We start from the raw sequence: 24,838 nt of genomic DNA on the forward strand, positions 1-24,838 counted from the left end.
TGCAATTTTCGGTATGGGATTGTGAGTTAAATCGGAGAAGTTAACTTTGTCCAACTAAACCGTACTTCCTCACCATTCCACGCAGTTGGTGATAACTGAGCCCAAGTAGCTCTGCAGCCTGACGCTGATTAAACTTAGCCTCTTCTAGTGCGCGATTAAGCAGTTCAATATCTTGTTCTTCTTGCCATTGCTTATAGTCGAGCGGGAATTGCGCTGATGATGTCTGTTCTTTGCTTTCCTGCTCTGAAGACTCTTTTTCTGCGCTGTGGCCCAAAGCGTTGTTCCCTAAAGCATTGTTCCAATGTGTCTCAAACGGATTAAATATTAACTGGTCGATTGGCTCAGGATTTAGTCCGTGCTGATAAATCGCACGCTCGATGACGTTCTTTAGCTCCCGTACATTACCGGGCCAGGAATACGCTTGTAGTGCTTGTTGGGCACTTGGAGTGAAGCCGACGAAATACTCAAGTTGAAGCTCTCGGCACATCTTCATTGCGTAGTGTTCTGCTAGCGAGAGTATATCTTCTTGTCGCTCGCGAAGCGGCGGTAACATGATGACATCAAAAGCTAACCGGTCGAGCAGGTCCGCCCGGAAATCACCTTGCTGTGCAAGACGGGGCAAATCCGCATTGGTAGCACAGACTAAGCGCACATCAGCGTTTAACGCCGTATGCCCACCGACACGCTCATACTCGCCATACTCAATCACACGTAGCAGCTTTTCCTGAACTAAAAGCGGGGCTGTTGCAAGCTCATCCAAGAACAAGGTGCCCCCTTCTGCGCGCTCAAAGCGGCCTTTGTGTTTGCCTTTTGAGCCTGTGAAAGAGCCGGATTCGTGGCCAAAAAGTTCTGAATCGATCAACCCTTCGCTTAATGTAGCGCAATTTAATGATAGAAGTGGTTTGTCCCAACGTCTTGATAAGTAGTGTAAACGTTGTGCGATGAGCTCTTTACCGGTACCGCGCTCTCCTATAATAAGAACAGGGCGTTCAATTGGAGCCAGTTGTGATACTTTATCTAAGACCGCGAGAAAAGCAGGTGATTCACCAATTAGGTTTTGCTTCATAGATTCCTTCTTATTTAGCTGCCTAGGTGTGAATTAAATTGAGTGTTAGTGAAATTCACCAACTGTTGGTGAAAAACATCATAGCACAACAGTGCCTAACAACAACTAAACCTGTAACAGGCTGATTTTGTTAACATATAAAAGTTGGCACGCTACTTGTTATATATTCAGGGAGACACAAGGTAGATCACCACCTTGTCGAGATTTAATAGAAAAAAGTAGGAGTTCCGTCATGGGTATTTTTTCTCGTTTTGCAGATATCGTTAACTCAAACATCAGCGCATTGTTGGACAAGGCGGAAGATCCTGAAAAAATGATCCGTCTAATCATCCAAGAGATGGAAGATACGCTTGTTGAAGTTCGCACTAACTCAGCGAAAGCAATCGCAGACAAAAAAGAGTTGGCTCGTAAAGTAGATTCACTAGAAGAGCAAATTGGAGAGTGGAGCAAAAAAGCCAGCCTTGCATTGGTTAAAGAGCGCGAAGATTTGGCTCGTGCTGCACTTATTGAGAAGCAAAAGCTGGAACACATGCTCAAAGGTCTTCACACAGAACAGACTCTGGTTGAAGAAACAATTGAGAAGCTAACTGGTGAAATTGGAAAACTGGAAAGCAAAATCACAGAAACTCGTGCGAAACAGCAAGCATTAGTGATTCGTAGCCAGGCGGCATCTAATCGTCGTGATGTGCAAAAGCACCTTCATACTAGCCGCACTCACGAAGCGATGGCGAAGTTTGAGCAATACTCACGCAAAGTTGATGAGCTGGAAGCAGAAGCGGATCTGTATTCAGCTACAGGTAAAGCAAAGTCTTTAGAACAAGAGTTTGCAGAGCTTCAGGCACAAGATGAAATTGAACAAGAGTTGGCAAAACTGAAAGAGCAGATGTCATCTCAAGATAAATAATTAAGGAGCCATTTATGTCGACATTTTTTTTAACAGGACCGCTGATTGTCTTTTTAATCTTTGTCGCTCCACTATGGCTCTTTTTACACTATCGCAGTAAGCGTAAAACGGATAGTGCACTGTCGAGCCAAGACTTAGAGCGCCTTCAGGTACTGTCTGAAAAAGCAGAAGCGATGCAGTCCCGGGTGGATACATTGGAGCGCATTCTAGATACTGAGTCACCAACATGGAGACGTAAGTATGAATAAGCGAGAGCTATACCGTGATCCCGTCAACGGCAAGCTCGCCGGCGTGTGTGCCGGTATTGCCAACTACTTTGGTGCAGAGGTTTGGTTGATTCGTATCATCGTTATTTCTGCAGCGCTGCTGGGCGGGACGTTTCTGGTATTACTAGCGTATGTCGCGTTAGCGTTTATGTTAGAAAAACAGCCGGTAACGTATTCGGAAAATATTAAAGCGCAACAAGACCATACACTGAAAAGCAAGCCGTGGAAGCAAGGCCAAAGCCCAGAGCAGCTATTGAGTGTATTAGAACGTGATTTTGACCGTATCGACGGAAAAATTCGCAACATGGAAGCTTACGTAACGTCCGATACTTTCAAGGTAAACCAAGAGTTTAGTAAACTCTGAGGTAAGTCCTAGCGAATATCTAAAGCCAGCTTTTAGGTAGTGTCTGCGCAACGCTGACAAATCTGATAAGCCGCTATTAATAAAACCTGATTCCGGTACACTGTCGGAGTCAGGTTTTTTTATTTCACTTTGGTCAACAGGGTAATTTAGTTACCCCTATGAGAGGCGGCTCAAAGGAACGTTGCTATAAGGATTGATAATGACAGAGCAATTATCTTGTGCATGGGCGATGAATCACCCGCTAGAGCGCGAATACCACGATGCAGAGTGGGGCATACCAGTATATGACGATAGGATTCTGTTTGAGTTCATTACCCTGGAAGGTGCACAAGCAGGTCTGAGCTGGATTACCATTCTCAAGAAACGTGAAGGCTACAGAGAAGCGTTTGAAAACTACGATCTGGATGCGTTGATCAATCGAGATGAGTCTCGCACTGAATATATTGTCGAACATTTCGATGTGGTGAAGCACCGAGGAAAAATCAATTCGGTGTTCAGCAATGCGAAGGCCGCCAAACAACTGATTGAAGAGTACGGAAGTTTATCAAACGCGTTGTGGCAGTTTGTTGATGGCAAACCCGTCATTAACCAGTGGAAGGATATGAGCGAAGTTCCCGCTTCGACGGAGCAATCCAAAGCGATGAGTAAGTTCCTTAAGAAGAAGGGATTTAAATTCGTTGGGGAGACCATCTGCTATGCGTTTATGCAAGCGGTTGGCATGGTAGATGACCACATTGTTGGCTGTAAGTGTAAGACCTCACAGACTGACTGATATAAAATATGCCCTCATATCGAGGGCATACTTTTAATTAAACTTCTTTTTAAAGAGAAACTTCTTTCTCCAAAATCAGGGCGTTATACCGCGCAAATCCAGCTTCCAAATCAGCTATCAAGTCATTCACATCTTCCAGACCAATGTGAAGGCGGATCAAAGTACCTTCAAAATGTGGGTGTGAGACAGTACGCAGGCTGTTAAAGCTCTTAGGCTCATTGGCAAGGATTAAACTCTCGTATCCGCCCCAAGAGTAACCCATGCTGAAGTGCTTCATACCGTCGAGAAGTGCCGTTGTTGCTTTAGGGCATGACGTTTTGAGAACAAAGGAGAACAGACCATTACCACCGGTAAAATCGCGTTTGAAAAACTCGTGTCCCGGTGATGTTTCCAGAGCAGGATGAAGTACACGATCAACTTCTGGTCGAGACTCTAACCATTTTGCTACTTTCAGGCTGCTTTCTGCGTGCTGGCGAAGGCGGACATCCAGAGTACGTAACCCGCGCAGTCCAAGGTAAACATCGTCAGGAGAAACACACTGACCCATCAGATAGCTTTGCTCACGTAGTTGATCCCAGTACTTCTCAGATGCGACGGCAGTGCCCAGCATCACGTCAGAGTGGCCGACAATGTATTTTGTTGCTGCTTGCACAGAGATATCGACGCCATGATCAAACGGAGAAAAGTTAACGCCAGCACCCCAAGTGTTATCCAGAATCACGATAATATCGTGCTCATGTGCAATACGCGCCAGAGTCGGAACATCTTGTACTTCCATAGTGATAGAGCCCGGAGACTCAAGGAAAAGTACTTTGGTATTTGGTTGAATCAAATCACGGATATTTTCACAAATCATAGGGTCATAATAGGTCGTTTCTATGCCCATTTTCTTCATGATGGTGTCACAGAAGCCGCGAGTTGGCTCGTAACAGGTATCAACCATAAGGATGTGATCGCCGGTCTCGACAAAAGAGAGGATGGTGTTTGCAATCGCAGCAGTACCGCAAGGGTAAAGAGCACATCCCGCGCCACCTTCAATCTCAACCATTGCATCCTGAAAAGCAAAATGCGTGTTGGTACCTCGGCGTCCGTAGAATAGCGTCTTGTTAGCACGGTTAATCGCCGCGTTATTCTTTTCCGCGACCGTGTCAAATACGATGGTAGAAGCACGCTGAACTGGTGGGTTAACTACCCCGTTTGTCCACTTTTTATCGCGCCCTGCGGTTATCAGTTTGGTTTTCTTTCCCTCTGACATAAAAATCCCTGTCTAAATAAATATAACGATATGCGTTATTTAAAACATGGACGACCTGTTGTTTGCAAGGGAAAACTCAATTATCAGCCAATAACCTCTTGGAACAACTCATAGCACTATGGAATAGCTGGTTAGTTGTAGCTGAATTAGTTGTTCTAATGAAGCAAGACGGGATAGGAGAAACGACAATCGCGCTACCTAAGGTAAGGGGTTAGGGGATTGTCGTTTGAGGAAAGTATCATTAAAGCAGGGGGTTAAACAGATAGAATACTCGTTCCAGAAAGCGCGAGAACAGAGTCCGCTTTTCCCAGACTTTTTGCTCAACAGGATAGGATCGTTTGATATAGCTATCTTGTAACAATGCCATCTCTTTGGTGAAGTGTTCATCATCAACAGCAAGGGTGACTTCATAGTTAAGCCACAGACTTCGCATATCCATGTTTACCGTTCCTACTAAACAAAACTGGTCGTCGATAACAACGGATTTGGTATGCAAAAGGCCGCCGTAAAACTCATATATTTTTACCCCAGCGGTGAGCAATTCGCTATAAAAGGCTCGTGAAGCCCACTGAACCATCACAGAGTCGTTTTTATGTGGAATGATCAGTTCTACTTCAATGCCACGGTGAGCTGTCATTTTAAGTGTTTCGAGTAAGTCCGTACTCGGTACGAAATATGGGGTCGTAATCCTGACAGAACGGTTAGCCTGATTAATTGCCAGAGTTAGTACCTGATAAATAAGGTTCTCTGGCATCCCCGGGCCTGATGGGACGACTTGGATGGGATGCTGGTATTCATAGTTATCGATTTTGCATTCAGGAAGCTTAGGTAGTTGTCGTTTACCTGTTTCGACCTCCCAATCCCAACAATGAATTGCACTAAGTACATTGACCGTTGGCCCGGTAATTCGAACCATAATATCGATCCAGTGACCTACGCCGCTGCTCTGTTTGAAGTAAGCAGGATCGACAAGGTTCATTGAACCGGTATAAGCAATCTCGTCATCGATGACGATGATTTTTCTATGTTGTCTGAGATCCAGTCTGCGCAGGAAAATACGCCACATACTCACTTCCAGTGCTTGCCTCACGTGAATCCCGGCGTCTTTCATCATTTTGTACCAAGGACTTCTGAAAAAGCGCGGGCTGCCGGCAGAGTCAAGTAAGAGCTTTACATCAACACCGCGTTTGGACGCACGAATTAGAGATGAAGCGATAGCATCAGCCAAACCTCCGGGATGCCAAATGTAGAACACCATGCGAATGCTGGTTTGTGCATTTTCGATGTCCTCAATGATTGAATGTAGGATTTCTTCAGGGAGCTGCTGTAAAGAAAGTGTATTGCCGCTTAGCGCTGGTAATCCAAGACGGTTATTGCATAACTCATCAATCCGGTAGATGTGGCGTCCCATCGTTTCCGGCATATGAGCGTGGCAGTCATTAAGCTGACTGAACCACTTAGCAAAAGGAGTAAACATCTCTTTAGCACGTTCAGCTCGCTTTCTTCCTAAGTTAAGTTCACCAAACAGGAAGTAGCACGCAACACCAAGTACAGGAAGAATATAAATGATCATCAGCCAGGCCAGTGACACACTAACGGAGCGGCGTTGTATAACGACCCTGATTGTCACACCAGCGACTAAAAGCCAATAGAGTACGATGCTTGCAATAGTAAGAAAGTGATAGAACTTATCCATATATGCTCAAGTTAGGGTCTGTTGACCTTTCGCGGTTAAATTTTGTTCGAGATAAAAGCGTTTTGATCGCGGCGAGAGGTTTGTAGCCTAGCATTCTAAGCAAAATACCTCTCAACAAAGAGTAAAACGCTTTTAGCCGAACCCTTCGGGCAGCGTTTGTGGCTCCTTTCTACTGCGTTATCGGCTTATCAGGTAGGGCAACTACATTTCAAAGCCTCTGCCTTGTATAAAGAATCCACAAACTGCTGCAAAAATCAGCTCGAAAGGTCAACAGACCCTAATAGATTCCTTTAGGATATTAAGCGTAAAAGTGGCTTGGGGAAATAGTTTTCCCGTTAAGAATTAGAGCTAACTCTATATAAGTAATGAATTTCATAACAGGGGAATCTGTTACTGTTGGTTGATATGTAAGGCTATTTGTTAAATTTTGGATAAAAAATCAGCATTTAACATGAGAAATGTTGAAATTGTGCGTTAAATGTACTTCTTGAGGCTTTTAATTTTAACGCGGAACTGGTTTACTGGCGACTGATTGGGCGTCTAACAATAATTTTATAAGACTATAACTAAATTTATACACACATTTTCGACGCCTATTGGGATGCAAACACAACACAAATATATGGAGATAAAGCGTGGCTACAACAACTGCAGCACCACGTGATACGTGGGGGTCTAAACTAGGCTTCATCATGGCCGCAGCGGGTTCCGCTGTTGGTCTGGGTAACATATGGAAATTTCCATATACGGCAGGCGAGAGTGGTGGCGGTGCGTTCGTTGCTATTTACCTAGTCTTTGTTATTTTTATCGGTTTTAGCGTTATGCTGACCGAATTCGCTGTAGGCCGCCATACTGGCCGTGCAGCTGTAGGTGCATTTAAATCTGCTGACCGTCGCTGGACATTTACCGGCGTAATGGGCGTTTTAAGTGGTCTTTTAATCATGGGCTTCTACCCTGTAGTGGGCGGTTGGGCTCTGGCTTACATATTTAAAGTAGGTGGCGGACTTCTTAGCACACCTGAAGCTATCGGCGACAGCTTTGGTGGATTCATTTCTGATCCCGTTCAGCCATTACTATGGATGGCAGCATATCTGTTCCTGAATGTAATGATCGTAATGAAGGGCATTTCTGGTGGTATCGAGAAAGCTGGTAAGATCCTGATGCCGTTATTGTTCCTTATCCTGATCATTGTATCAGTGAAAGGATTGTCGCTTCCTGGCGCAATGGCAGGCATCGAGTTCTTGTTCATGCCCGATTTCTCACAGGTTAACAGTAGCGTTGTACTTGCTGCACTAGGTCAGGCGTTCTTCTCACTAAGTTTAGGTATGGGCTGTATGATTACTTACGGTTCTTACCTGAAGAAGAAAGAAAACATCGTTCAGACAACTGGTATTATTACTGCGATGGATACGGGCGTGGCAATCCTTGCAGGTATCGCAATGTTCCCGGCAATGTTTGCCTTTGGCATGGAGCCAGCAGCGGGTCCTGGCTTGGTGTTCGTTGTAGTTCCGCAACTGTTTGCTGAAATGGGTGGATTGGTTGGTTTCGCGCTTGCTTTGATGTTCTTCATTGGCTTGACGGCTGCGGCACTGACTTCTTCAGTATCTTTGCTTGAAGTTGTTGTGGCTTACTTAATTGACGAAAAAGGCATGAAGCGCTCAAGTGCAGTACTTTCAGCAAGTGCAGTGATGGCAACACTTTGTGTATTCGCATCATTGTCTCTTGGCGGTATGGGGCCAACACTGTTCGGTACTGGCGCTTTTGATATTTTCGATCTTCTTACTGACAAAATCTTCATGGCTGTTGGCGGTATGTTGCTGTGTATCTTTGCAGGTTGGCGCCTTAACCGTGCAGACCTTGAGAAAGAAATTACCAACGACGGTCAAGTCTCGTTCCCTATGTTTGGCTTATGGTACAACTTGGTTAAATACGTGATTCCTTTCGCAATCGCTATTGTTGCATTTATGGGTATCAAATCAGGTTTCGATAGCGGCAAGGGTGAGATCATGCTAATTGGTTTAGCAACTATTGTGGTTGCAGGTATCTTTTCTAAGAAACTATAACCAGTTAATTTTATAGCTTGCAAAAGGGAGCCTCTGTAAAGGCTCCCTTTTTTTGTATTTAAAAATACCGAAGTGATTGAAATAACATTAAATTCTGCAGAGTATGGGATTGATTTCACGTTTGTTTATCTTTCTATGAAAATACATTCAAGATTTAGATGATTGTGCCGACAACTATAAGGAAAACGTAAAATTGTCTGGTTTTTCCAGAATATAATAAAAGCTAAGGAGCGTTAGTTGTGGCTATGTCTGTGCGTAAAAAACTTTATATGAGTTTTGGTGCCATTTTGGCAATTATGTTGGTGATGGTGACCGTCATTACCAAAGAAGTGTTTAGTTCACATGCGGTCGCAGAAGAGGTAAGAACAGACGACGTTCCTGAAACGATCCAGTACTTAATTCTGAATCACGAAGTCGGCGAAATGTATCGCAATGCCCTGAACAGTATGATCGAGGTAGAAGGGGCTCAGAGTCGTTATCAGTCGGGTAAAAAAGACTTTGCATCAGCAATCGAAGAAGTTAAGAAACTAGAGACGGTTGGCGGAGAAGATTACCGCAACATAGAAAAAATAGAGCGCTACATGGAAGCCTTTACTCAAGGTTTTGAATCCCAGGTTCTGACTAACCTTGGCTTGGCGAGTATGGATGACAATGTGGCGTTCCTAAGTAAGTTGTATCAAACCAACATTGAACCTATCGAGTCAATTATTCACGCAGAATCATCGGATGGGCGCGAAGGTACACGTGAGGCTCTGTTAGGTCTGAATGACTCGTTTAACAGTATTGAAAACTCTATCTTTGTGCTAAGCACGGTTGCCTTAATTACTACGGCTGTAATCGCTTATTTACTGTCAAATTCCATCACCAAACGTTTAAGCAGATTGGATGAGCTGGCACAGAAGGTTGCTGCAGGTGATTTGACTGCTGCGCCAATTGAAGATAAGTCCGGCGATGAGTTGGCTAACCTTGCTTCTTCTCTAAATAAAATGCAGTCATCGCTTACCGGTCTGATCGGTTCGATTTCGGTGGTATCTGAAGAAGTTAAATCGGTATCCGGTGACTTATCTATGGTGAGTCAGGACATGGTATCCGGAGCTCGGAGCCAGGCAGATAAAGCAAATCTGATTGCGACAGCCGCAGAAGAGCTGAGCCTTACGATTTCGCAGGTTGCCGAGCAGGGTTCTTCTACCTTTGAACAGGCACGCAAATCAGAAGAGACCGCGGAGCAGGGACGCCAGGTCATTGTTGAAATGGTGAGCAGTATCCAGCAAGTATCTAATCAAATGGCGGATATGTCAGTACAGATGAACCATCTGGGCGAACATGGTGAGAAGATTGGCGCGGTCATTAAAGTGATTGAGGGGATTGCAGAACAGACAAACCTACTGGCGCTTAACGCGGCGATAGAAGCGGCTCGCGCTGGCGATCTTGGTCGTGGTTTTGCTGTGGTTGCTGATGAAGTGCGAGCACTGGCGGAACGCACTACCAATGCGACACAGGAAGTAGGGGAAATCATTCAGGCAATCCAAGTCGGTACGCAAGATGCGGTGAACTACACCCAGGATGGCTGTCGATTAGTTGATATCGGTGTGAGTCAAAGCTCTGATGCTGTCGACGCATTGGAGCAAATCGTATCCGGTGCGGGAGATGTGCAAAGCATGGTTAATTCCATCGCTACCGCAGCAGAGCAGCAAACTGCGGTAACCAAAGAAATTGCATCGGACATTACGTCTATCAGTGATATTTCTTTACGCTCACTAGAACTGGCGAATGAGAGCTCGCAGAGCGTTGAAGGTCTAAACCGCAAGGTTAAGGAACTGGAAACATTAGTAGGCAAGTTTAAGCTCGCCTAATCAAACAGAATCGGTATACTTTTGGCTCCCAATGCGGAGCCATTTTTTTATGTTCAATATTTTACATACTCATCCAGATTTTTTGGTCATTAATAAACACCCAAACGTCTCAGTACATAAAGACGATGGTGACACCATGTTGCTGCAGGAAGTGGCGAAGCAAAGTGGTGATGATCAGCTCTATCTTATTCACCGTCTGGATAAGATGACTTCTGGTATGTTACTCCTGGGACGTAACGCCAAAGCCGCGAGTACATTGTCACAAGCCTTTGCGAATCGCCAAGTCGAAAAGTTCTACCTTGCAATTGGTTCCAAAAAGCCAAAGAAAAAACAGGGTCTGGTTGTCGGCGATATGGAGCGTTCTCGTCGCTCATCTTGGAAGCTGGTAAACAGCAAAAACAATCCTGCTGTGACTCAGTTCTTCTCTCTGGCCGCTGAACCGGGTGAGCGGTTGTTTCTGTGCAAGCCACATACTGGTAAAACGCACCAGATACGCGTGGCATTGAAGTCTGTTGGCTCGGGCATTGTTGGTGATCCGATTTATAATGCGGGTAATGATGCCGACCGGGGTTATCTGCACGCATTTTCCCTGTGCTTTACTTATCAGGATGAACTATTTCGTTTTGTTTGCGACCCGCGGGATTACAAAGCGCTTGGGAGAGAATGGCATTCCGAGGAGGTGTCGCAGGGCATTGATACCTGGCTAAATCCTTGGGATTTGAACTGGCCAACCATTAAATAAAATAGATAAGAGAACTCGATGCAAGCATCACAACTTCCGCTGTTTTTTCAGCATTTAGAAACCGAACTCACTCAAGCTCCGAATGAGATTCGTCGATTGTTTCACGGTCGTGGTCGCCGTTTTGAAGGTCTAGAGCAGATAACGTGTGACTGGTTGCAAGGTCAGCTGATCATCAACTTGTTCAGAGAAGTGGACGAAGAGTTTCTTGCTGAACTCAAAAGCGGTCTGAAAACTTTGGCGGAGTCGCCACTTTGGTTAGACAAACAAGGCCGGACTATGGTTCTTCAACACCGCTATGCCGATGGCGCGCCGTCTGAAGTGCTGCTTGGTGAACTTGACGCTCGCCCGGTTGTGGAAGAAAGTGGTCTGAAATACCAGCTGGATATTGGTCGTAACCAGAACTTCGGATTGTTCTTGGATATGCGTTATGGTCGTGACTGGGTGCGTGATAATGCCCAACGCAAAAACGTGCTTAACTTATTTGCATACACTTGTGGTTTTTCTGTGGCTGCTATTGCTGGTGGTGCGGATAAAGTAGTCAACGTGGATATGGCAAAAGCGTCGCTCTCAAAAGGACGCGAGAACCACAAGCTGAACGACCATAACATCAATCAAGTCAGCTTTTTGGGGCATGATATCTTTAAGTCATGGGGAAAAATTAAGAAATCTGGTCAGTACGATTTGATCATTATTGACCCGCCTTCGTTCCAAAAGGGCAGCTTCGCGCTGACTAAAGACTACAAAAAGATCCTGCGTCGATTACCTGATTTACTAGCGGAAGGGGGACAAGTTCTTGCTTGTGTAAACTCGCCATCAGTGACCAGTGACTTCTTGATTGAAAGCATGCAAGAGGAAGCGCCAGAGCTGACTTTCCGTGAGCGTCTAGATAACCCGCCGGAGTTTATGGACGTTGACAGTGAATCTGCACTGAAAGTGTTGCTGTTTAGCTAGAAGCAAATCTCGATTAGACAAAGCGCCTTTGTTGGCGCTTTTTAAATTTCGGCTAGGTCTCTGTTAACCAATCTGTACGTCGAGATCCGATTCAACCGTTGACGAGCACGCAAGGACATAGCCTTGATCAATCTCTTCCGGTGTCAATGTCTCTTGGCTAGTAGATGAAACTTCGCCTTTGTTCACTTTACACTTGCAAGAGCCACAAATACCGCTTCGACAAGCCACGATAAGTGGTAAACTTGCATTTTCTAAAGCATCGGCAAGCACTTCACCTTTTTGTGCCTCTAGGGTTTGCGCAAAGTCGGGCACGTAAATACTGGCAGATTCAGAGTATACTTCTGATGGTTCACTGGCTGCTGGCGTGAAGCTCTCTTGACAGAAGTTCTCCATGTCAAAACCTAGCTCGCTCAAGTAGCCTTGAACATCGAGCATGAACTGATTTGGACCACATAGATAGACGGTTCGATCTTTAAAATCAGGCACCAAGGTTTGCAACCAATGTGCATCTAATCGGCCTTCGGGATGAAGTGTCTCACCGCGGTTTTTGAGTAAGAGTTTCAACTTAAAATTTGGGTAGACTGAGTTGTACGTTTCTAGCAAATCAAAATAGATGGTTTCTTGTTGTGAACGAGCAATATGTAAGAACTCGATATCAATATCCTGTTTGTTGCTCAGCCACTGTTTTGCCATAGCAAACACCGGTGTAGTTCCACAGCCAGCACTGACCAGTAATGCTTTCTTTTGACCTTGATGCACCTTGGGTGGATGGTCAATACAGTTAAACTCACCCGCTGGTGGAAGCGCTTGTACGGTATCGCCAATCAAAAGTTTGTCGATGATAAAGTTAGAAACTTTGCCGCCGTCCACACGCTTGACAGTCAGTTGAAGGTGGTCAGCACCAGGTAAAGAGCTCAGCGAGTAAGCGCGATACTCCATCTTGTTATCAACTTCAATACCGAGATTGATGAACTGACCCGCTTTAAATTCGAACAAAAGTGACTCGGATAAATCCGCCAATCTTAGACTTACCGTGTCAGGGGTTTCGAAGTATTTATCGATACAACGTAGTGTGACAGGTTGATTGCCTTGCCATTCAAAAAACATAGTATTCTCTTCAATTTCAGGTATAACCGCCCCGTCAATGAAGGGGCGGTTTGAGTAGGCGTTGAGGTTACGCTGCTAGGATAGCTTTTAGATCATCTTGCACATTACTAATGCTGCGCATATCAAACTTTTCTTGGATGATCGCGATTAGGTTAGGCGTGAGGAAGGCTGGCGCTGTTGGGCCAGTGTAAATGCCTTTCACGCCCAGAGCGAATAGCGTCAGTAAGATCACGATTGCTTTTTGCTCAAACCAAGAAAGCACCAGTGTGAGTGGCAATTCATTGATGTCGCAGTCGAACTCTTTCGCCAGTGCAAGTGCAAGCTGAATCGCAGAGTACGCATCGTTACATTGACCCACATCTAATAGGCGAGGGATGCCGTTGATATCACCAAAGGTGTTTTTGTTGAAGCGGTATTTACCGCACGCTAGGGTAAGGATTAGCGTATCTTCTGGTGCTTCGGCAGTGAAATCCGTGTAGTAGCTACGTTCTGATTTATCACCGTCACAACCACCAACTAGGAAGAAGTGCTTTATGTTACCTTGTTTCACTTGGTCGATGACAGCAGGAGCTGCATTCATTAACGCATTACGACCAAAACCAACAGTGATGTTGTGTTCGATTTCGTCATGTTTGAAGCCTTCCTGTGCTAGTGCACATTCGATCACTTGTCTGAAGTCATCTCCTTCAAGGTGTGCAACGCCAGGCCAACCTACAATGCTACGAGTAAACAGGCGGTCGGCGTACTGGCCAGTATTTGGGTTTAACAGACAGTTTGATGTCATGACGATTGCGCCAGGGAAGTTGGCGAATTCTTTCTGTTGGTTTTGCCAAGCGCTACCGTAGTTACCGACTAGGTGAGGGTATTTTTTCAACTCAGGGTAGCCGTGTGCAGGTAACATTTCACCATTGGTGTATACGTTAATGCCTTTACCTTCGGTTTGTTGCAGAATTTTCTCTAGGTCATGCAGATCATGGCCTGATACTAAAATACACTTGCCTTTAACTGGCTTAACGTTAACTGTAGTCGGTTCTGGATGACCAAAGGTTGCAGTTTCGCCTTGGTCTAGCATTTCCATTACTTTGTAGTTCATCAAACCAATACGCATAGAGCACTCCAGTAGCTCGCCTAGATCTTCTGGGTCTGTGCCAAGCCATGCCATGATTTCATGGTATTCCGCATAAATGTGGTTGTTGGTTTGCTCAAGTACGCGCGCGTGTTCCATGTATGCTGCAGCACCCTTTAGGCCATACAGGCAAAGTAGACGTAGACCGATTACGTCTTCGTGTACCTGGTCTTTACCGCGGTTGACAGCAACTTGAGGAGCGAAGGCTAAGATCGCTTCAGCGCTGTTAGGAAGCTCAAAGTTGGCGACAGCTGGGATGTTGACTAACTCTTCGTTTGCTAACGTTGCAGCAGAGACTGCTTGCTCTTTCAAAATGGCTTTGAACATAGCCGCTTGAGACGTCAGTTCTAGGATGCGCTCTGGGTCGAAGTTCACGTTGGTTAACGTAGAGAAGAATGCTTTCGGAGCCCATTGGTTGATTTCATCGTTAACGATGTTGAATTTAAGTGCTTGTGATGCCCAAAAAGAAACCCCTTGCAGCGTGTAAACTAACACGTCTTGCAGGTCAGAGACTTCGGAAGTCTTGCCACACATACCTTGTGCAAAAGAACAGCCTTTAACAGCAGGGGTTTGAATTGTCTGTTCACATTGAATACAGAACATATTGGGTTCTCCAGTGTTTGTTATAATCGCTATGTTGTTGACCACTAGAGAGCAGGTTGCGTGCCAGTTATTATCTCATTGATTATTTTGTGTTTTTATGGTTATTTGCTAGATTTGTGATGTAATTAAGACAGCGTAACTGATGTCTTAATTACATCGTATGATTGACGTTGACTATTTATTGATCCCGAGCTTTTTTCCCATCCGGTATAAGTTACCGCGATCCATTTGCAGAAACTCTGCCGCTTTTGCCCAAACTCCTCCTGATTGGCTTAAAGCATGTTCAATTAAATCACATTGATAGCGCTCAACGAGTTCACGCATGGGGTGACTTTCGTTAGGAAGATAGTGTGATGTGTTTTTTACATCATTTTCAGCCAGTGACGTATCAAAATGGTTTAGCAAGATGGTGCTTGCGCCTTGTTGAATTGCGTGCAAAGCGGCGCGTGTGAGTGTATGTTCCAGTTCACGGACGTTTCCGTACCAAGGCGAAGACTCTAGTTGAATCAGGGCCTTCGGGTGTACATGCAGATTTGGTGCATTGAACTGCTGGCGCACTTTTTCTAGCAGGTATCCCGCTAAGACAGGAATATCACCTTCACGGGCACGAAGTGGTGGAACATGGATTGGGAATACATTTAAGCGGTGAAAAAGATCAGCCCGAAAGGTACCTGTCTCCACCTCGTTTTCCAGTTGTCGGTTCGTTGCGGCGATAATTCGGACATTAACCATCAAATTCTGGTCACTACCCACACGTTGCAGCTCTCCTTGCTGAATCACTCGTAGTAATTTTGCCTGTAAAATCAGCGGTAGTTCACCGACTTCATCGAGGAAAATGGTCCCGCCATCTGCGAGTTCAAACTTACCGGCGCGGTGGCTGTTTGCGCCAGTAAACGCTCCTTTTGTATGACCAAACAGCTCGCTTTCTGCTAGTCCTTCAGGCAAAGCTGCACAGTTGACGTATATCATCGGTTTATCACTACGATGGGATTGAGCGTGTACTGCGTGGGCAACCAGTTCTTTGCCTGTTCCTGTTTCACCAGTAATTAACACGGCGTAATCCGATTGAGCAACAGTAGCAATGTTATTACGTAATTGACTGATTTGAGGGCTTAAACCAACCATATCTCCATGTTGAGATCGAGCTTGTTGGATAAGAGTTTGCGTGACATTTTTTTGCTTCTGATTCTGTGCCTTAAGTGCTTTGACCTGAGCGATGTTACGTAGTGTTGCAGCTGTCAAAGCTGCAAATGTTTCGATCGCAACGGGATCAATATCGTCAAACGCGCCAATAGTGAGTGCGTCCATAGTTAACGCGCCTACCAGTTGCCCCTCCACATACAAACTAAATCCCATGCAATCATGAACATCAATACATTGCTCTTCAGCTAATAGTGTACCGTCAAAGGGATCAGGCAGTGAGCAGTCGGCGTCAAAGCGAACGGGTTCACGACTATGAATGATGGCCTCTAAGCGTGGATGTGCTTTGGGGAAGTAGCGACGTCCCAATACTGAGTTGGATAGCCCTCTCACCGCGACAGGTGTCAGAAAGCCAGCTTCATCGAATATAAACAGACAAGTCGCATCGCATGGAAAGACTTGAGCAACACCGTCAATGAGGCTTTGATATTGCTGCTTATGAGAACGGTTAGAGCTGAGGTTCAGTGCAATATTAAGTAAAACGTGGTCAACAGTCGGTGACATAACAAGCTCGCAAACATAATGAATGCGTCTATGCTAGCAGTTTGATGTTATTTGGACATCAAAAGGTGGTAGGGGTTGATGTATGATTGACGACGATCAATTTTGAAGACAACAAGAGCGAGTAAATGCAAAAGGGCACTTGCTCGCGCTGATGTTGAAATCTAACTGTGAAGGCGGAAGAGGTAACTTAATAATGGTCGCTCAGATTTAGCGAGGTACAACTCTGGCTTCGCTACCATACATATTGATTTGAACCGCTTGACCCGGTTGAAAAATCATATTTGGATTCGCCTCTTGCACAATTGCGATCATTTTCCCATCTTCTAATTTTATTGTTAGGTTGACACCGTTTCGCTTCGCGGTTTCTTCAGCGGTTTTGCTTCCTAGATAACCACCTAACAGACCGCCACCAATGGCTGCAATATCAGAACCTGACCCACCACCAACGCCGGAGCCTAAAATCCCGCCAATGGCTGCGCCAGCTACTGTGCCAATCGCGTTGGCTTGAGTGGAGGCATCAATGGTCACCGGTTCCGCTTTTACCACGGTTCCGTAGTAAACCTGCTGAACTTTACGAGTGTCTGCAGAGCCATATGCATCACCGTACGGATTAGGAGAAGTACAGCCTCCTAACGTGAATATGGTAAGCGCTATCATCATGGCTACCTTGACGTGTTTTTTCATATAACCTCCAAATGCTTCAGATACGTAAAGAGTATATACGTATGTTTTAGTACCTGCAGACATATACGAAAAAACAGCGATTTAACAGAGGCTGTTATGTAAATGGCGAGTAATTTTGAATAGTGTTATTTGTCTTTGAGTGTATGAAAACCGGAGTAGATACGCGTAAAGGTTGTGAACCAACAAGCAGCGCCGAAAACATAGGCAATCACGGCAAAATATTGGGGAAAAATGCAAAACGCTATAAAAGCTCCAATCGTCTCCGTGCCTTCGGTTAAACCGCTCATGTAGTAAAGTGATTTGTGTTTATAAACTGGGTTATCAATACCTTGTTTTCCCGCCATGACCGCAAAGGCCAGAAAGCTACTTCCCGTTCCTACGAAAGAGAAAATCAAAAAAGCGCCAGCGATGGCATTTTGCTCGGGGTTAGCGAGTACAAACCCGAATGGAATCAGGGAGTAAAACAGAAAGTCTAAGCTGATATCAAGGAAGCCGCCTGAATCAGTGATTCCCTGAATTCTTGCCAACGCGCCGTCAAGACCGTCGCAGACTCGGTTCAGACCTATAAACATCAGGGCAAGCAAATAGTGCTCGGTGATAAGGGCAGGGAAGGCCAAACAGCCAACGGCAAAGCCAAATAACGTGGTTTGGTTTGCTGTTATTCCGCATTTATCGACGAACTTAGCGGTTTGAGTAAGTGGCCACCGTATGACTTTAATACTAAAGCTATCAAGCATTCTGAGCCTCCCAAGGCCAGTTTATACAGCGGCTGCCTTCAGGAATGTCATCTTCATCATGTGTCACCATTAACGTCGGGATATTGGCTTGTTTAAGCTGCTCCACTACCCAGTTTCTAAATTGAACCCTAAGGTCTTTATCAAGCTTACTGTACGGCTCATCTAACAGCGCCGCTTTAGGTTGTGCAAGCAGCATCCTTGTCAGTGCGATACGCGCACGCTGCCCTCCCGATATCTGATCAGGGAAGGAGTTGGCTACTTTGGTTAATGAGATGTTTTTCAGCGCCTGCATTGCATGTTCTTTTCTCGCGGAACCTTTGACGGAATCCGGTAATGCAAAGGCGAGGTTTTCCCACACGGTCAAATGCGGGAAGAGCATGTCATCTTGAAATAGGATACCGACCTTACGTTTATGTGCAGGCACGGCATCCAGCGTGTCTTCATCGAGTGTGACAGAACCGGAATAGACGAATTCGTCAGACAGGTGGCCGGCAATGACATCTAACAACGTAGATTTGCCGCACCCACTTGGCCCCATCAGGGTGACAATTTCTCCTTCCTCTATGCTGAGATTAAACGCGGAGAAAAGCGTGTCGCCATTTGCCTTACGGATGGCGAGGTTTTTGAGACAAAGACTCATTGGTTAGTAAACCTTTAATAGACAAACGGCGATACTTGACGTTTAAACGGCTAAGTATAATTGCAAAAGAGAAGAATATGAGTGGTAACAGTGCCTGACAAATCGCATAAATCGCGGTGACACGACGGTCGAAGCCACTTGAAAGGGCAACTGCCTCGGTTGTAATGGTACTGATACGACCGGCTCCGAGTACTAATGTTGGCAGGTACTGAGCCAGGCTTACGCTGATGCCGACAGCCCATGCAAAAACGATCGCCGGAAGCAGGATTGGCAATTTTACTTTTAACCATGTTTGCAACGGCGACTTACCCAGACTGAGCGAGGCTCGGGTTAAGCCGTTATTGAAGCTGCGCCATGGCCCATCAAGAGACAAGTAGACAAACGGGAAAGCGAAGAATACATGTGCCCAGCAAACCCAGAAAAAATAAGCGCTGCCGTGAAAGTATAAGGTTGCTACCTGCATACCAAACAGTACGGATAACTGTGGGATAAGCATAGGCACGGCAATGATATAGCCCGGTACCTGCCAGCGATGGCGCAGGCGATACTCGTGCGCAATCAAAGCCAAAATCAATGCGATGCTGGCACTTATCACTGCGATAGTCATGCTTTGTTCTACTGTGCCTAAAATACTGCTCCATTCGTATTCCCAAAAGCGCAGGCTATAACGGCTAGGCAAGAGGTCAGGGAAGCGCCAGCGCTGAGCAAAACTCCACAACACCATCAAAGGCACCATGATAAAAGCAAGCAAAGTGATAAGCGAGAATAGCGTTTTTCCCGGTAGGGGAATCCCGCTGCGTCCAGAGTATTGCCAGCGCTTAACGCCTTTAGTTACGGCCCACTCAACAAAGCGTGCAAAGCCTATCAACAGTGATGCTATCGCAAAGAGAATAACTGCACCGGACGCCGCTCTTGGCAGTAAAGACAAGTCAGGGTCATTAAACCATTGCCACACTAATACGGCAAAAGTCGGTGGGTTGGTAGGGCCGATGATCAGTGCGACATCAACGACGGATAGGCTGTAAGCCATAACAGCCAACATAGGGAAACGCAGCTTCGACAACCATTGCGGAAATATACATTTCAACCAGGTTTGCGTAGAGCTGTAACCCATTGAGTGACTGACTTTTTCAATCTTATCCACGTTTAGCTGTTGCAAAACAGGAATGCTCATCAGCAGCAGGAAAGGGGTTTCCTTTATCGCCAGCATGATGATTAAGCCAAGCGCATGGGGATCTTTAATCAGCAGCGCTAGATCATTCACTGTCTGTGCGTTTGGATCGTAGCCAAATAGTTCGCTGGCAATACGAACTCCCATGCCAGTTGGCGCGAACAAAAAGGCAAAGCCGATAGCAAACGCAACGTGTGGCATCGCAAGAAGGGGGGAAAGGCAGATTTCTATCTTACGCCAGAACTTAGTTCCCCAAGCAGATTGCAGAATGGCAAAAGTGAGTAGGCAAGCTAAATAGCTGCTCACAATAGCAGAATAGAAGGTCAAGCTGATGGAGGTCCAAACCCCTTCCCAGTCAAATACAGCATAAAAGCCGTTTAACGAGAACTGGGTCAGACCGATCGGAGGTACATAACCGAGCGCAGAAACTACCACCCCAAGTAACCCTGGGACGGTAGGTAATATACAAACTGCGATAATAACTAAATAGAGCGCTCTTAACATGGGCTCGTACTAATTCCCGTAACGTTTTAACCACTCTTTTTCTAATGCGGCTTGCCAGCTTGGGTGTGGCTCGTCGATAGACTTAAAGTGTTGAGTGTTCTTAGCCGAACCGGTGAGGTACTGGCTACTCAGAACAGAAGGATCACCCCAGACGTTAATGTCGCCTTTGCGTGATTGTGCTTCTGGGCTCAGTAAGAAGTTTATAGCAACTTGCGCACCCGCACTGGCATTTGCGTTCCACGGAATGGCCAAAAAGTGAATATTTGACAATGCACCTGCGTCCATCGCATACGCTTTAGTGGTTTCAGTCAGGTTGCCACTAGATTGAGCAGAGAAAACCGCATTCGGGTTGAACGTGATGGCTAAGTCAATCTGGCCGTCATCCAGCAACTGGATGGTTTCTGCCGTACCAGCAGGGAACTGTTTACCACCACGCCAGGCAACACGATGAAATTCATCTAAATATTTCCACAGCGGCTGTGTAACGCGTTCAAACGATTCTGGTGTTACTGCCTTTTGCAGCGCAGGATCATTATTGGTTAGCTCAATCAATAGTGCTTTGATGAAGCTTGTTCCGTGGAACTCTGGTGGTCGAGGGTAAGACAGGCGATTAGGAAACGCTTTTGCATAGCTTAGCATTTCTACAAACGAGTGAGGAGGGTTGTTGAGCTCCTCTGCATCATGAATGAACACCAATTGTCCAACACCCCAAGGCGCTTCTAGCCCTTCAGTCGGTTCGGAGAAATCTACATTCACTGGCAATGTTTTGTCGACGTATTGCCAGCTTGGTAACTTGTCTACGAATGGACCGAAGAGAAGTTTATTGTCTTTCATTGATTTGAAATTTTCGCCGTTGATCCAAACCATATCAACACTGCCGCCACTGTTTTTTCCCGCTGCTTTTTCGGCGATTAAACGAGTCGTGGTTTCAGAAATATCGGTGACTTTTACGTGGTTAAGTGTCACGTTGTAGCGTGATTTTAGCTCTTTACCTGCCCACTGAATGTAGCGGTTGATCTCTTGGCTGCCGCCCCAGGCATGAAAGTAGACGGTTTCTCCGTCCGCTTGTTGTTCGATCGCTTTCCAGTCTTGAGCCAAAGCATGGGTCGTGAAAGTGGTGGCTAAAAGGCCGATGGTGCTAAGTAGCTTTTTCATAGTTTATCCGCGCTATGTTTATTTACTTACTGATGGGCAATAAGATTGAGAAAATCAACCTCTTACATGGATAGTAAGCTATCTTCCATTAATATCAATATGAATGCTAATTATGAATCAAAGCGGTGTTCTGTCAGCATCTTGAAACAAAGAGTGCAACCCATACTGAGTTGCACTCTGATTGTGAGTTTCTGGATAGACCGGACTACTTCGCTAATTCTTCCATGTTGATGCCTTTTTTCTTAGCGATGTACTTAGGAATAAGTGACATGCCAAATAGGATAAGGCCAGCAACCGCGAACTTAACTAACAACATTGGTGATACACCGTTAGTTGCAATGTCACCTGCCATGTAAGCGAAGATGAATGCACCTGGTGCCATTGTCAGTAGAGAAACCAATGCGTAAGTACCTAGGTTTAAGCTAGTCAGACCGTAAGCGTAGTTCTGCAGACTGAATGGGAATACAGGAACTAGGCGAGTCAGGATAAGGAAGCTTGTGCCGTTCTGCGCTACGCCATCATCAATTTTCTTGAAGATTGGGTTGTCGCCAAACTTCTTCATGATGGTGTTACGTAGTAGGAAACGAGCTACGATAAATGCCGCAACCGCGCCCAGTGTTGCAGAGAATAGGGCTAAAATAGCACCTTTAACCGGACCAAAAACAATACCAGCTACGATAGTGAATGCGCTTCCCGGTAGCAGGAATACACAAGCAAACACGAATGCAGCAACGAATACCGCGTAACCCCAAACACCAAAGCTTGCGATCCATTCTTGTAGGCTCTTGATATCAGTGATGATCTCAAGGATGCCAGTTTGTTTCGCAACGAATAGTACAAGAGCAACTACCGCAACGATTAGAGCGATTTTTACGAATTTCATGAATTAATCTTCACTTCAAAATAGTTAAACAGACATACACTTGATCAGGCCAGACTTCGACTTGTAGCGGTTAAACCAAGATTTAACCGGGCTAGCAAGTACGTTTACTGGTGGCTCATCGCCATTCATCACGACAGGACCAAACATCAGGTCCAGGATGTGCCACGCTTTTGTGTCTACACCCATCATTGATGCACGACATGCAGAGCAATACACCACTACGTGGTCAGTCTTGAACTCTTCAACACGACGCTTGATAACACGAGTCGCTACATCTGGGTTAGCTGGCACAACCATGCCGCCAAAACCACAGCAGCGTGTATTTTCACGAGTGTGTTCAGGCTCAGACGTTTTGTAGCCTAGTTCGTTTAGAATCCAGCGGATACCATCCTGAAGTTCGCGCTCGTAACGAGTAGAGCAAGAGTCGTGAATGGTAAATACCACATCACTGTCTTTCGCTTTACCACGGATCTCTTCAGGCAAACCGATTTCTGGCAGTAGCTTCCAAAGTGATACTGGCTTTTGCGCAGCGCCCGCTTTTTTGATCATGCCGAAACAGCTTTGACATGCCACGATAACTTCTTGTGCTTCGAGCTTATCAAAATCGTCCTGAAGCTGACCGTAACGCTCTTTGAACTTGTCTGTTTGACCGATTGCTGCAGTTGGTTTACCACAGCATTTTTGTACAGCGCCCATCTCTGGGTATACTTTTTTCAAGTAACTCGCGATTGCTGCGACGCCTTCTGGTGAATAGGATGGCAAGCTGCATCCTGGCATAAATACTTTATTACTCATTTTGCAGATACCGCTCTTTTCGCCATAGTAAAGATTTTTGAGAAGCCCAGCTTCTGGTGCATGTTGATAGCTTTGTGTCCGGCAATAGGGGATTGACCATTATTCGCTTTAACAAAGTCAGCACGGGCACCAAGGAAGATCTCTTTCATAGGGAAATCTTTCGGACACACGAGGGTACACTGGTCACATGCGTTACATGAGTATGCCAGTAGCGGATCCATCGACTCATTGTTGATGAAATCAGTGAACATGGTCTTAGGACAGTCACTGAAGTCGTTCATCATGATGCACTCGCTCATACATAGCTTACAGCTACATTGCAGACAGCGGGATGCTTCTTGTTTGATTTGTTCTTCTGTGAAGCCCAAGTCAACCTGAGCAAAGTCTTGTTTACGTTCGTCTGCATCACGTAACTCACCGTGCAGGCGAGGCAGATCAACCGTACCTTTTGGCAGTGGTACGTCTAGACGAGATTCGTAAGCGTACTCTTGAGTAAAGTCACGACCTTCAGTAAGAGGTTGTTTCGCAAAGAAACGTTCAACACTCATTGCTGCCTTGCGGCCGAGTGCCATCGCTTCGATAACGATGTTACCGCCACACGCATCGCCTGCAACGAATACATCTTCAAGGCTGGTAGCGAGGGTCTGCTTATCGACAACGTAACGGCCGCCGCGAGTTTGCTCTAGTGCGCCGTCTGTGATGTCAGCAACAACCTGACCTGTTGCAAATATTACGGTGTCTACCGCGATAGTTTTGCTTTCATCGCTGTATTGAGGGGCGAAGTTGCCTTGTTCATCCAGGATAGAAAGTACTTTTTTGATTGTGATACCAGTGACTTTGCCGTTTTCGTGTTCGATAGCGACAGGACCCCAGCCAGCATTGAATGCCACGCCTTCTTCCAGCGACTCATCAATTTCAATTTGGCTTGCAGGAAGATTGTCCATACTCTCTAGAGAACATTGGTATACTTCGTTTGCACCGATACGCCAGGAAGAGCGCGCGCAGTCCATTGCAACGTCACCACCACCAATGACCATCACGCGTTTACCTGCGCGAGGGAACTGGCGAGTTTCTGAGATCTCTTTCAGGTACTCTACTGCCGAGAATACACCGTCGTTGTCGTGACCCGGAAGAGGGATGATTGAACCTACGTGTGCACCATGAGCCAGAATGACTGCGTCATGATCCGCGCGTAGTTGTTCGAAAGTGATGTCTTTACCGATTTCGATACCGAACTGAGTGTTGATACCCAGCAGGTTTAAGTAGCTGTACTCGAAGTCGATAACGTCACGAGGTAGTCGGTATTCAGGAATACCTACACGCATCATACCGCCATAAACATCCAGCTTTTCGTAAATTGTGACTTCGTGGCCCTGGCGACGCAGTTCAATAGCCGCCTGAGCCCCCGCAGGACCGGCACCAACAATTGCAATATGCTTGTTGGTAAGAGCGGCGATATTAAGATCCCATTGCTCCTGGTTGTCCAGCTTTTCTGCCACAAATCGTTTTATGCCAGCAACACTGATTGGCTGACCAAATTCCGTGTTACGGCGACAAGAAGCCTCACAAGGGTGCGCACAGATGCGACCCAGCGTTTGAGGCAGGAATAGCTTGCTACGGATTAAGTCCAGTGCGCCCTGAAAGTCACCTTCACCCGCCATACGAACGTATTGTTTAACGTCCGTATGCATTGGGCAGGCAGTTTGACAAGCAGGATCGGCATCACCCATACAGCCATCAACGATGATCTGAGCTGTTTCGTACAGCTTTTGACTAAAAATTACATTGCTCATAGTT

Annotated in this window: 22 protein-coding genes; 8 read left to right on the top strand and 14 right to left on the bottom strand. The window is 45.8% G+C overall.

What is annotated here, in order from left to right:
- Positions 1-40: 40 nt before the first annotated feature.
- Positions 41-1,066, bottom strand: a complete 1,026-nt coding sequence (pspF, locus tag KHN79_RS05670) for a phage shock protein operon transcriptional activator (RefSeq protein ID WP_182008079.1) — start codon at positions 1,064-1,066, stop codon at positions 41-43.
- A gap of 232 nt (positions 1,067-1,298) precedes the next feature.
- Here pspF and pspA point away from each other — a divergent pair, with 232 nt between their 5' ends.
- The 4 genes from pspA (at position 1,299) to KHN79_RS05690 (ending at position 3,372) form a co-directional block, all read left to right on the top strand.
- A complete protein-coding gene (pspA, locus tag KHN79_RS05675; RefSeq protein WP_182008078.1) occupies positions 1,299-1,970 on the top strand; it encodes a phage shock protein PspA in 672 nt (223 codons plus the stop codon).
- Positions 1,971-1,984: 14 nt separating this feature from the next.
- A complete protein-coding gene (gene pspB / locus KHN79_RS05680) occupies positions 1,985-2,218 on the top strand; it encodes an envelope stress response membrane protein PspB (RefSeq protein ID WP_182008077.1) in 234 nt (77 codons plus the stop codon).
- A complete protein-coding gene (gene pspC / locus KHN79_RS05685; protein ID WP_182008076.1) occupies positions 2,211-2,600 on the top strand; it encodes an envelope stress response membrane protein PspC in 390 nt (129 codons plus the stop codon). Before pspB ends, pspC begins: the two co-directional genes overlap by 8 nt.
- Before the next feature lie 199 nt (positions 2,601-2,799).
- On the top strand, positions 2,800-3,372 hold the full coding sequence (locus KHN79_RS05690) for a DNA-3-methyladenine glycosylase I (RefSeq protein WP_182008075.1): 573 nt from the start codon (positions 2,800-2,802) through the stop codon (positions 3,370-3,372).
- Between the two features lie 49 nt (positions 3,373-3,421).
- Here KHN79_RS05690 and KHN79_RS05695 read toward each other — a convergent pair whose 3' ends face one another.
- Positions 3,422-4,627 carry a cystathionine beta-lyase gene (locus KHN79_RS05695; protein WP_182008074.1) on the bottom strand — a complete coding sequence of 402 codons (1,206 nt, stop codon included), beginning with the start codon at positions 4,625-4,627 and terminating at the stop codon, positions 3,422-3,424.
- Positions 4,628-4,868: 241 nt separating this feature from the next.
- Positions 4,869-6,323: a cardiolipin synthase gene (gene cls / locus KHN79_RS05700; RefSeq protein ID WP_182008073.1), complete on the bottom strand. Its 1,455-nt coding sequence runs from the start codon at positions 6,321-6,323 to the stop codon at positions 4,869-4,871.
- Positions 6,324-6,958: 635 nt separating this feature from the next.
- Between cls and KHN79_RS05705 the strand changes: the two genes are divergently transcribed.
- The 4 genes from KHN79_RS05705 (at position 6,959) to KHN79_RS05720 (ending at position 11,932) form a co-directional block, all read left to right on the top strand.
- A complete protein-coding gene (locus KHN79_RS05705; RefSeq protein WP_182008072.1) occupies positions 6,959-8,386 on the top strand; it encodes a sodium-dependent transporter in 1,428 nt (475 codons plus the stop codon).
- A gap of 239 nt (positions 8,387-8,625) precedes the next feature.
- Positions 8,626-10,239, top strand: a complete 1,614-nt coding sequence (locus KHN79_RS05710) for a methyl-accepting chemotaxis protein (protein WP_182008071.1) — start codon at positions 8,626-8,628, stop codon at positions 10,237-10,239.
- A gap of 49 nt (positions 10,240-10,288) precedes the next feature.
- Positions 10,289-10,981, top strand: coding sequence for a TIGR01621 family pseudouridine synthase (locus KHN79_RS05715; RefSeq protein WP_182008070.1), 693 nt, complete (start codon positions 10,289-10,291; stop codon positions 10,979-10,981).
- Positions 10,982-10,999: 18 nt separating this feature from the next.
- Positions 11,000-11,932: a class I SAM-dependent methyltransferase gene (locus KHN79_RS05720; protein ID WP_182008069.1), complete on the top strand. Its 933-nt coding sequence runs from the start codon at positions 11,000-11,002 to the stop codon at positions 11,930-11,932.
- Between the two features lie 63 nt (positions 11,933-11,995).
- Here the strand turns inward: KHN79_RS05720 and KHN79_RS05725 are convergent, their stop codons facing one another.
- The 11 genes from KHN79_RS05725 to KHN79_RS05775 form a co-directional block, all read right to left on the bottom strand.
- The gene (locus KHN79_RS05725) at positions 11,996-13,039 is read right to left on the bottom strand and encodes a hybrid-cluster NAD(P)-dependent oxidoreductase (protein WP_182008068.1); all 1,044 of its coding nucleotides are present in this window, start codon (positions 13,037-13,039) and stop codon (positions 11,996-11,998) included.
- A 67-nt stretch (positions 13,040-13,106) separates the two neighbouring features.
- The gene (gene hcp, locus KHN79_RS05730; RefSeq protein ID WP_182008067.1) at positions 13,107-14,768 is read right to left on the bottom strand and encodes a hydroxylamine reductase; all 1,662 of its coding nucleotides are present in this window, start codon (positions 14,766-14,768) and stop codon (positions 13,107-13,109) included.
- A 174-nt stretch (positions 14,769-14,942) separates the two neighbouring features.
- Complete coding sequence (gene norR / locus KHN79_RS05735; RefSeq protein ID WP_182008066.1) at positions 14,943-16,472, bottom strand: nitric oxide reductase transcriptional regulator NorR; 1,530 nt, start codon at positions 16,470-16,472, stop codon at positions 14,943-14,945.
- Positions 16,473-16,679: 207 nt separating this feature from the next.
- Positions 16,680-17,156, bottom strand: coding sequence for a glycine zipper 2TM domain-containing protein (locus tag KHN79_RS05740; RefSeq protein WP_182008065.1), 477 nt, complete (start codon positions 17,154-17,156; stop codon positions 16,680-16,682).
- 125 nt (positions 17,157-17,281) lie between these two features.
- The gene (locus KHN79_RS05745) at positions 17,282-17,893 is read right to left on the bottom strand and encodes a CDP-alcohol phosphatidyltransferase family protein (protein WP_182008064.1); all 612 of its coding nucleotides are present in this window, start codon (positions 17,891-17,893) and stop codon (positions 17,282-17,284) included.
- Entirely contained in the window at positions 17,886-18,533 is a 648-nt protein-coding gene (locus KHN79_RS05750; RefSeq protein ID WP_182008063.1) for an ATP-binding cassette domain-containing protein, read from the bottom strand. Before KHN79_RS05750 ends, KHN79_RS05745 begins: the two co-directional genes overlap by 8 nt.
- Complete coding sequence (locus KHN79_RS05755) at positions 18,499-20,208, bottom strand: thiamine ABC transporter permease (RefSeq protein ID WP_182008062.1); 1,710 nt, start codon at positions 20,206-20,208, stop codon at positions 18,499-18,501. The genes KHN79_RS05750 and KHN79_RS05755 overlap by 35 nt, the downstream gene beginning before the upstream one ends.
- A gap of 9 nt (positions 20,209-20,217) precedes the next feature.
- The gene (locus KHN79_RS05760; RefSeq protein WP_182008061.1) at positions 20,218-21,363 is read right to left on the bottom strand and encodes an ABC transporter substrate-binding protein; all 1,146 of its coding nucleotides are present in this window, start codon (positions 21,361-21,363) and stop codon (positions 20,218-20,220) included.
- Between the two features lie 205 nt (positions 21,364-21,568).
- Complete coding sequence (locus KHN79_RS05765) at positions 21,569-22,246, bottom strand: TVP38/TMEM64 family protein (protein ID WP_182008060.1); 678 nt, start codon at positions 22,244-22,246, stop codon at positions 21,569-21,571.
- 24 nt (positions 22,247-22,270) lie between these two features.
- Positions 22,271-23,041, bottom strand: a complete 771-nt coding sequence (locus KHN79_RS05770; RefSeq protein WP_182008059.1) for a (Fe-S)-binding protein — start codon at positions 23,039-23,041, stop codon at positions 22,271-22,273.
- Positions 23,038-24,834: an FAD-dependent oxidoreductase gene (locus tag KHN79_RS05775; protein ID WP_182008058.1), complete on the bottom strand. Its 1,797-nt coding sequence runs from the start codon at positions 24,832-24,834 to the stop codon at positions 23,038-23,040. The genes KHN79_RS05770 and KHN79_RS05775 overlap by 4 nt, the downstream gene beginning before the upstream one ends.
- Positions 24,835-24,838 lie beyond the last annotated feature (4 nt).

Source organism: Vibrio sp. B1FLJ16, assembly GCF_905175385.1.
In the GTDB taxonomy this organism is placed as follows: domain Bacteria; phylum Pseudomonadota; class Gammaproteobacteria; order Enterobacterales; family Vibrionaceae; genus Vibrio.

Coding starts and splice junctions, on each gene's coding strand:
- pspF (WP_182008079.1), bottom strand. CDS start 1,066: ATGAAGCAAAACCTAATTGGTGAATCACCTGCTTTTCTCGCGGTCTTA.
- pspA (WP_182008078.1), top strand. CDS start 1,299: ATGGGTATTTTTTCTCGTTTTGCAGATATCGTTAACTCAAACATCAGC.
- pspB (WP_182008077.1), top strand. CDS start 1,985: ATGTCGACATTTTTTTTAACAGGACCGCTGATTGTCTTTTTAATCTTT.
- pspC (WP_182008076.1), top strand. CDS start 2,211: ATGAATAAGCGAGAGCTATACCGTGATCCCGTCAACGGCAAGCTCGCC.
- KHN79_RS05690 (WP_182008075.1), top strand. CDS start 2,800: ATGACAGAGCAATTATCTTGTGCATGGGCGATGAATCACCCGCTAGAG.
- KHN79_RS05695 (WP_182008074.1), bottom strand. CDS start 4,627: ATGTCAGAGGGAAAGAAAACCAAACTGATAACCGCAGGGCGCGATAAA.
- cls (WP_182008073.1), bottom strand. CDS start 6,323: ATGGATAAGTTCTATCACTTTCTTACTATTGCAAGCATCGTACTCTAT.
- KHN79_RS05715 (WP_182008070.1), top strand. CDS start 10,289: ATGTTCAATATTTTACATACTCATCCAGATTTTTTGGTCATTAATAAA.
- KHN79_RS05720 (WP_182008069.1), top strand. CDS start 11,000: ATGCAAGCATCACAACTTCCGCTGTTTTTTCAGCATTTAGAAACCGAA.
- KHN79_RS05725 (WP_182008068.1), bottom strand. CDS start 13,039: ATGTTTTTTGAATGGCAAGGCAATCAACCTGTCACACTACGTTGTATC.
- hcp (WP_182008067.1), bottom strand. CDS start 14,768: ATGTTCTGTATTCAATGTGAACAGACAATTCAAACCCCTGCTGTTAAA.
- norR (WP_182008066.1), bottom strand. CDS start 16,472: ATGTCACCGACTGTTGACCACGTTTTACTTAATATTGCACTGAACCTC.
- KHN79_RS05740 (WP_182008065.1), bottom strand. CDS start 17,156: ATGAAAAAACACGTCAAGGTAGCCATGATGATAGCGCTTACCATATTC.
- KHN79_RS05745 (WP_182008064.1), bottom strand. CDS start 17,893: ATGCTTGATAGCTTTAGTATTAAAGTCATACGGTGGCCACTTACTCAA.
- KHN79_RS05750 (WP_182008063.1), bottom strand. CDS start 18,533: ATGAGTCTTTGTCTCAAAAACCTCGCCATCCGTAAGGCAAATGGCGAC.
- KHN79_RS05755 (WP_182008062.1), bottom strand. CDS start 20,208: ATGTTAAGAGCGCTCTATTTAGTTATTATCGCAGTTTGTATATTACCT.
- KHN79_RS05760 (WP_182008061.1), bottom strand. CDS start 21,363: ATGAAAAAGCTACTTAGCACCATCGGCCTTTTAGCCACCACTTTCACG.
- KHN79_RS05765 (WP_182008060.1), bottom strand. CDS start 22,246: ATGAAATTCGTAAAAATCGCTCTAATCGTTGCGGTAGTTGCTCTTGTA.
- KHN79_RS05770 (WP_182008059.1), bottom strand. CDS start 23,041: ATGAGTAATAAAGTATTTATGCCAGGATGCAGCTTGCCATCCTATTCA.
- KHN79_RS05775 (WP_182008058.1), bottom strand. CDS start 24,834: ATGAGCAATGTAATTTTTAGTCAAAAGCTGTACGAAACAGCTCAGATC.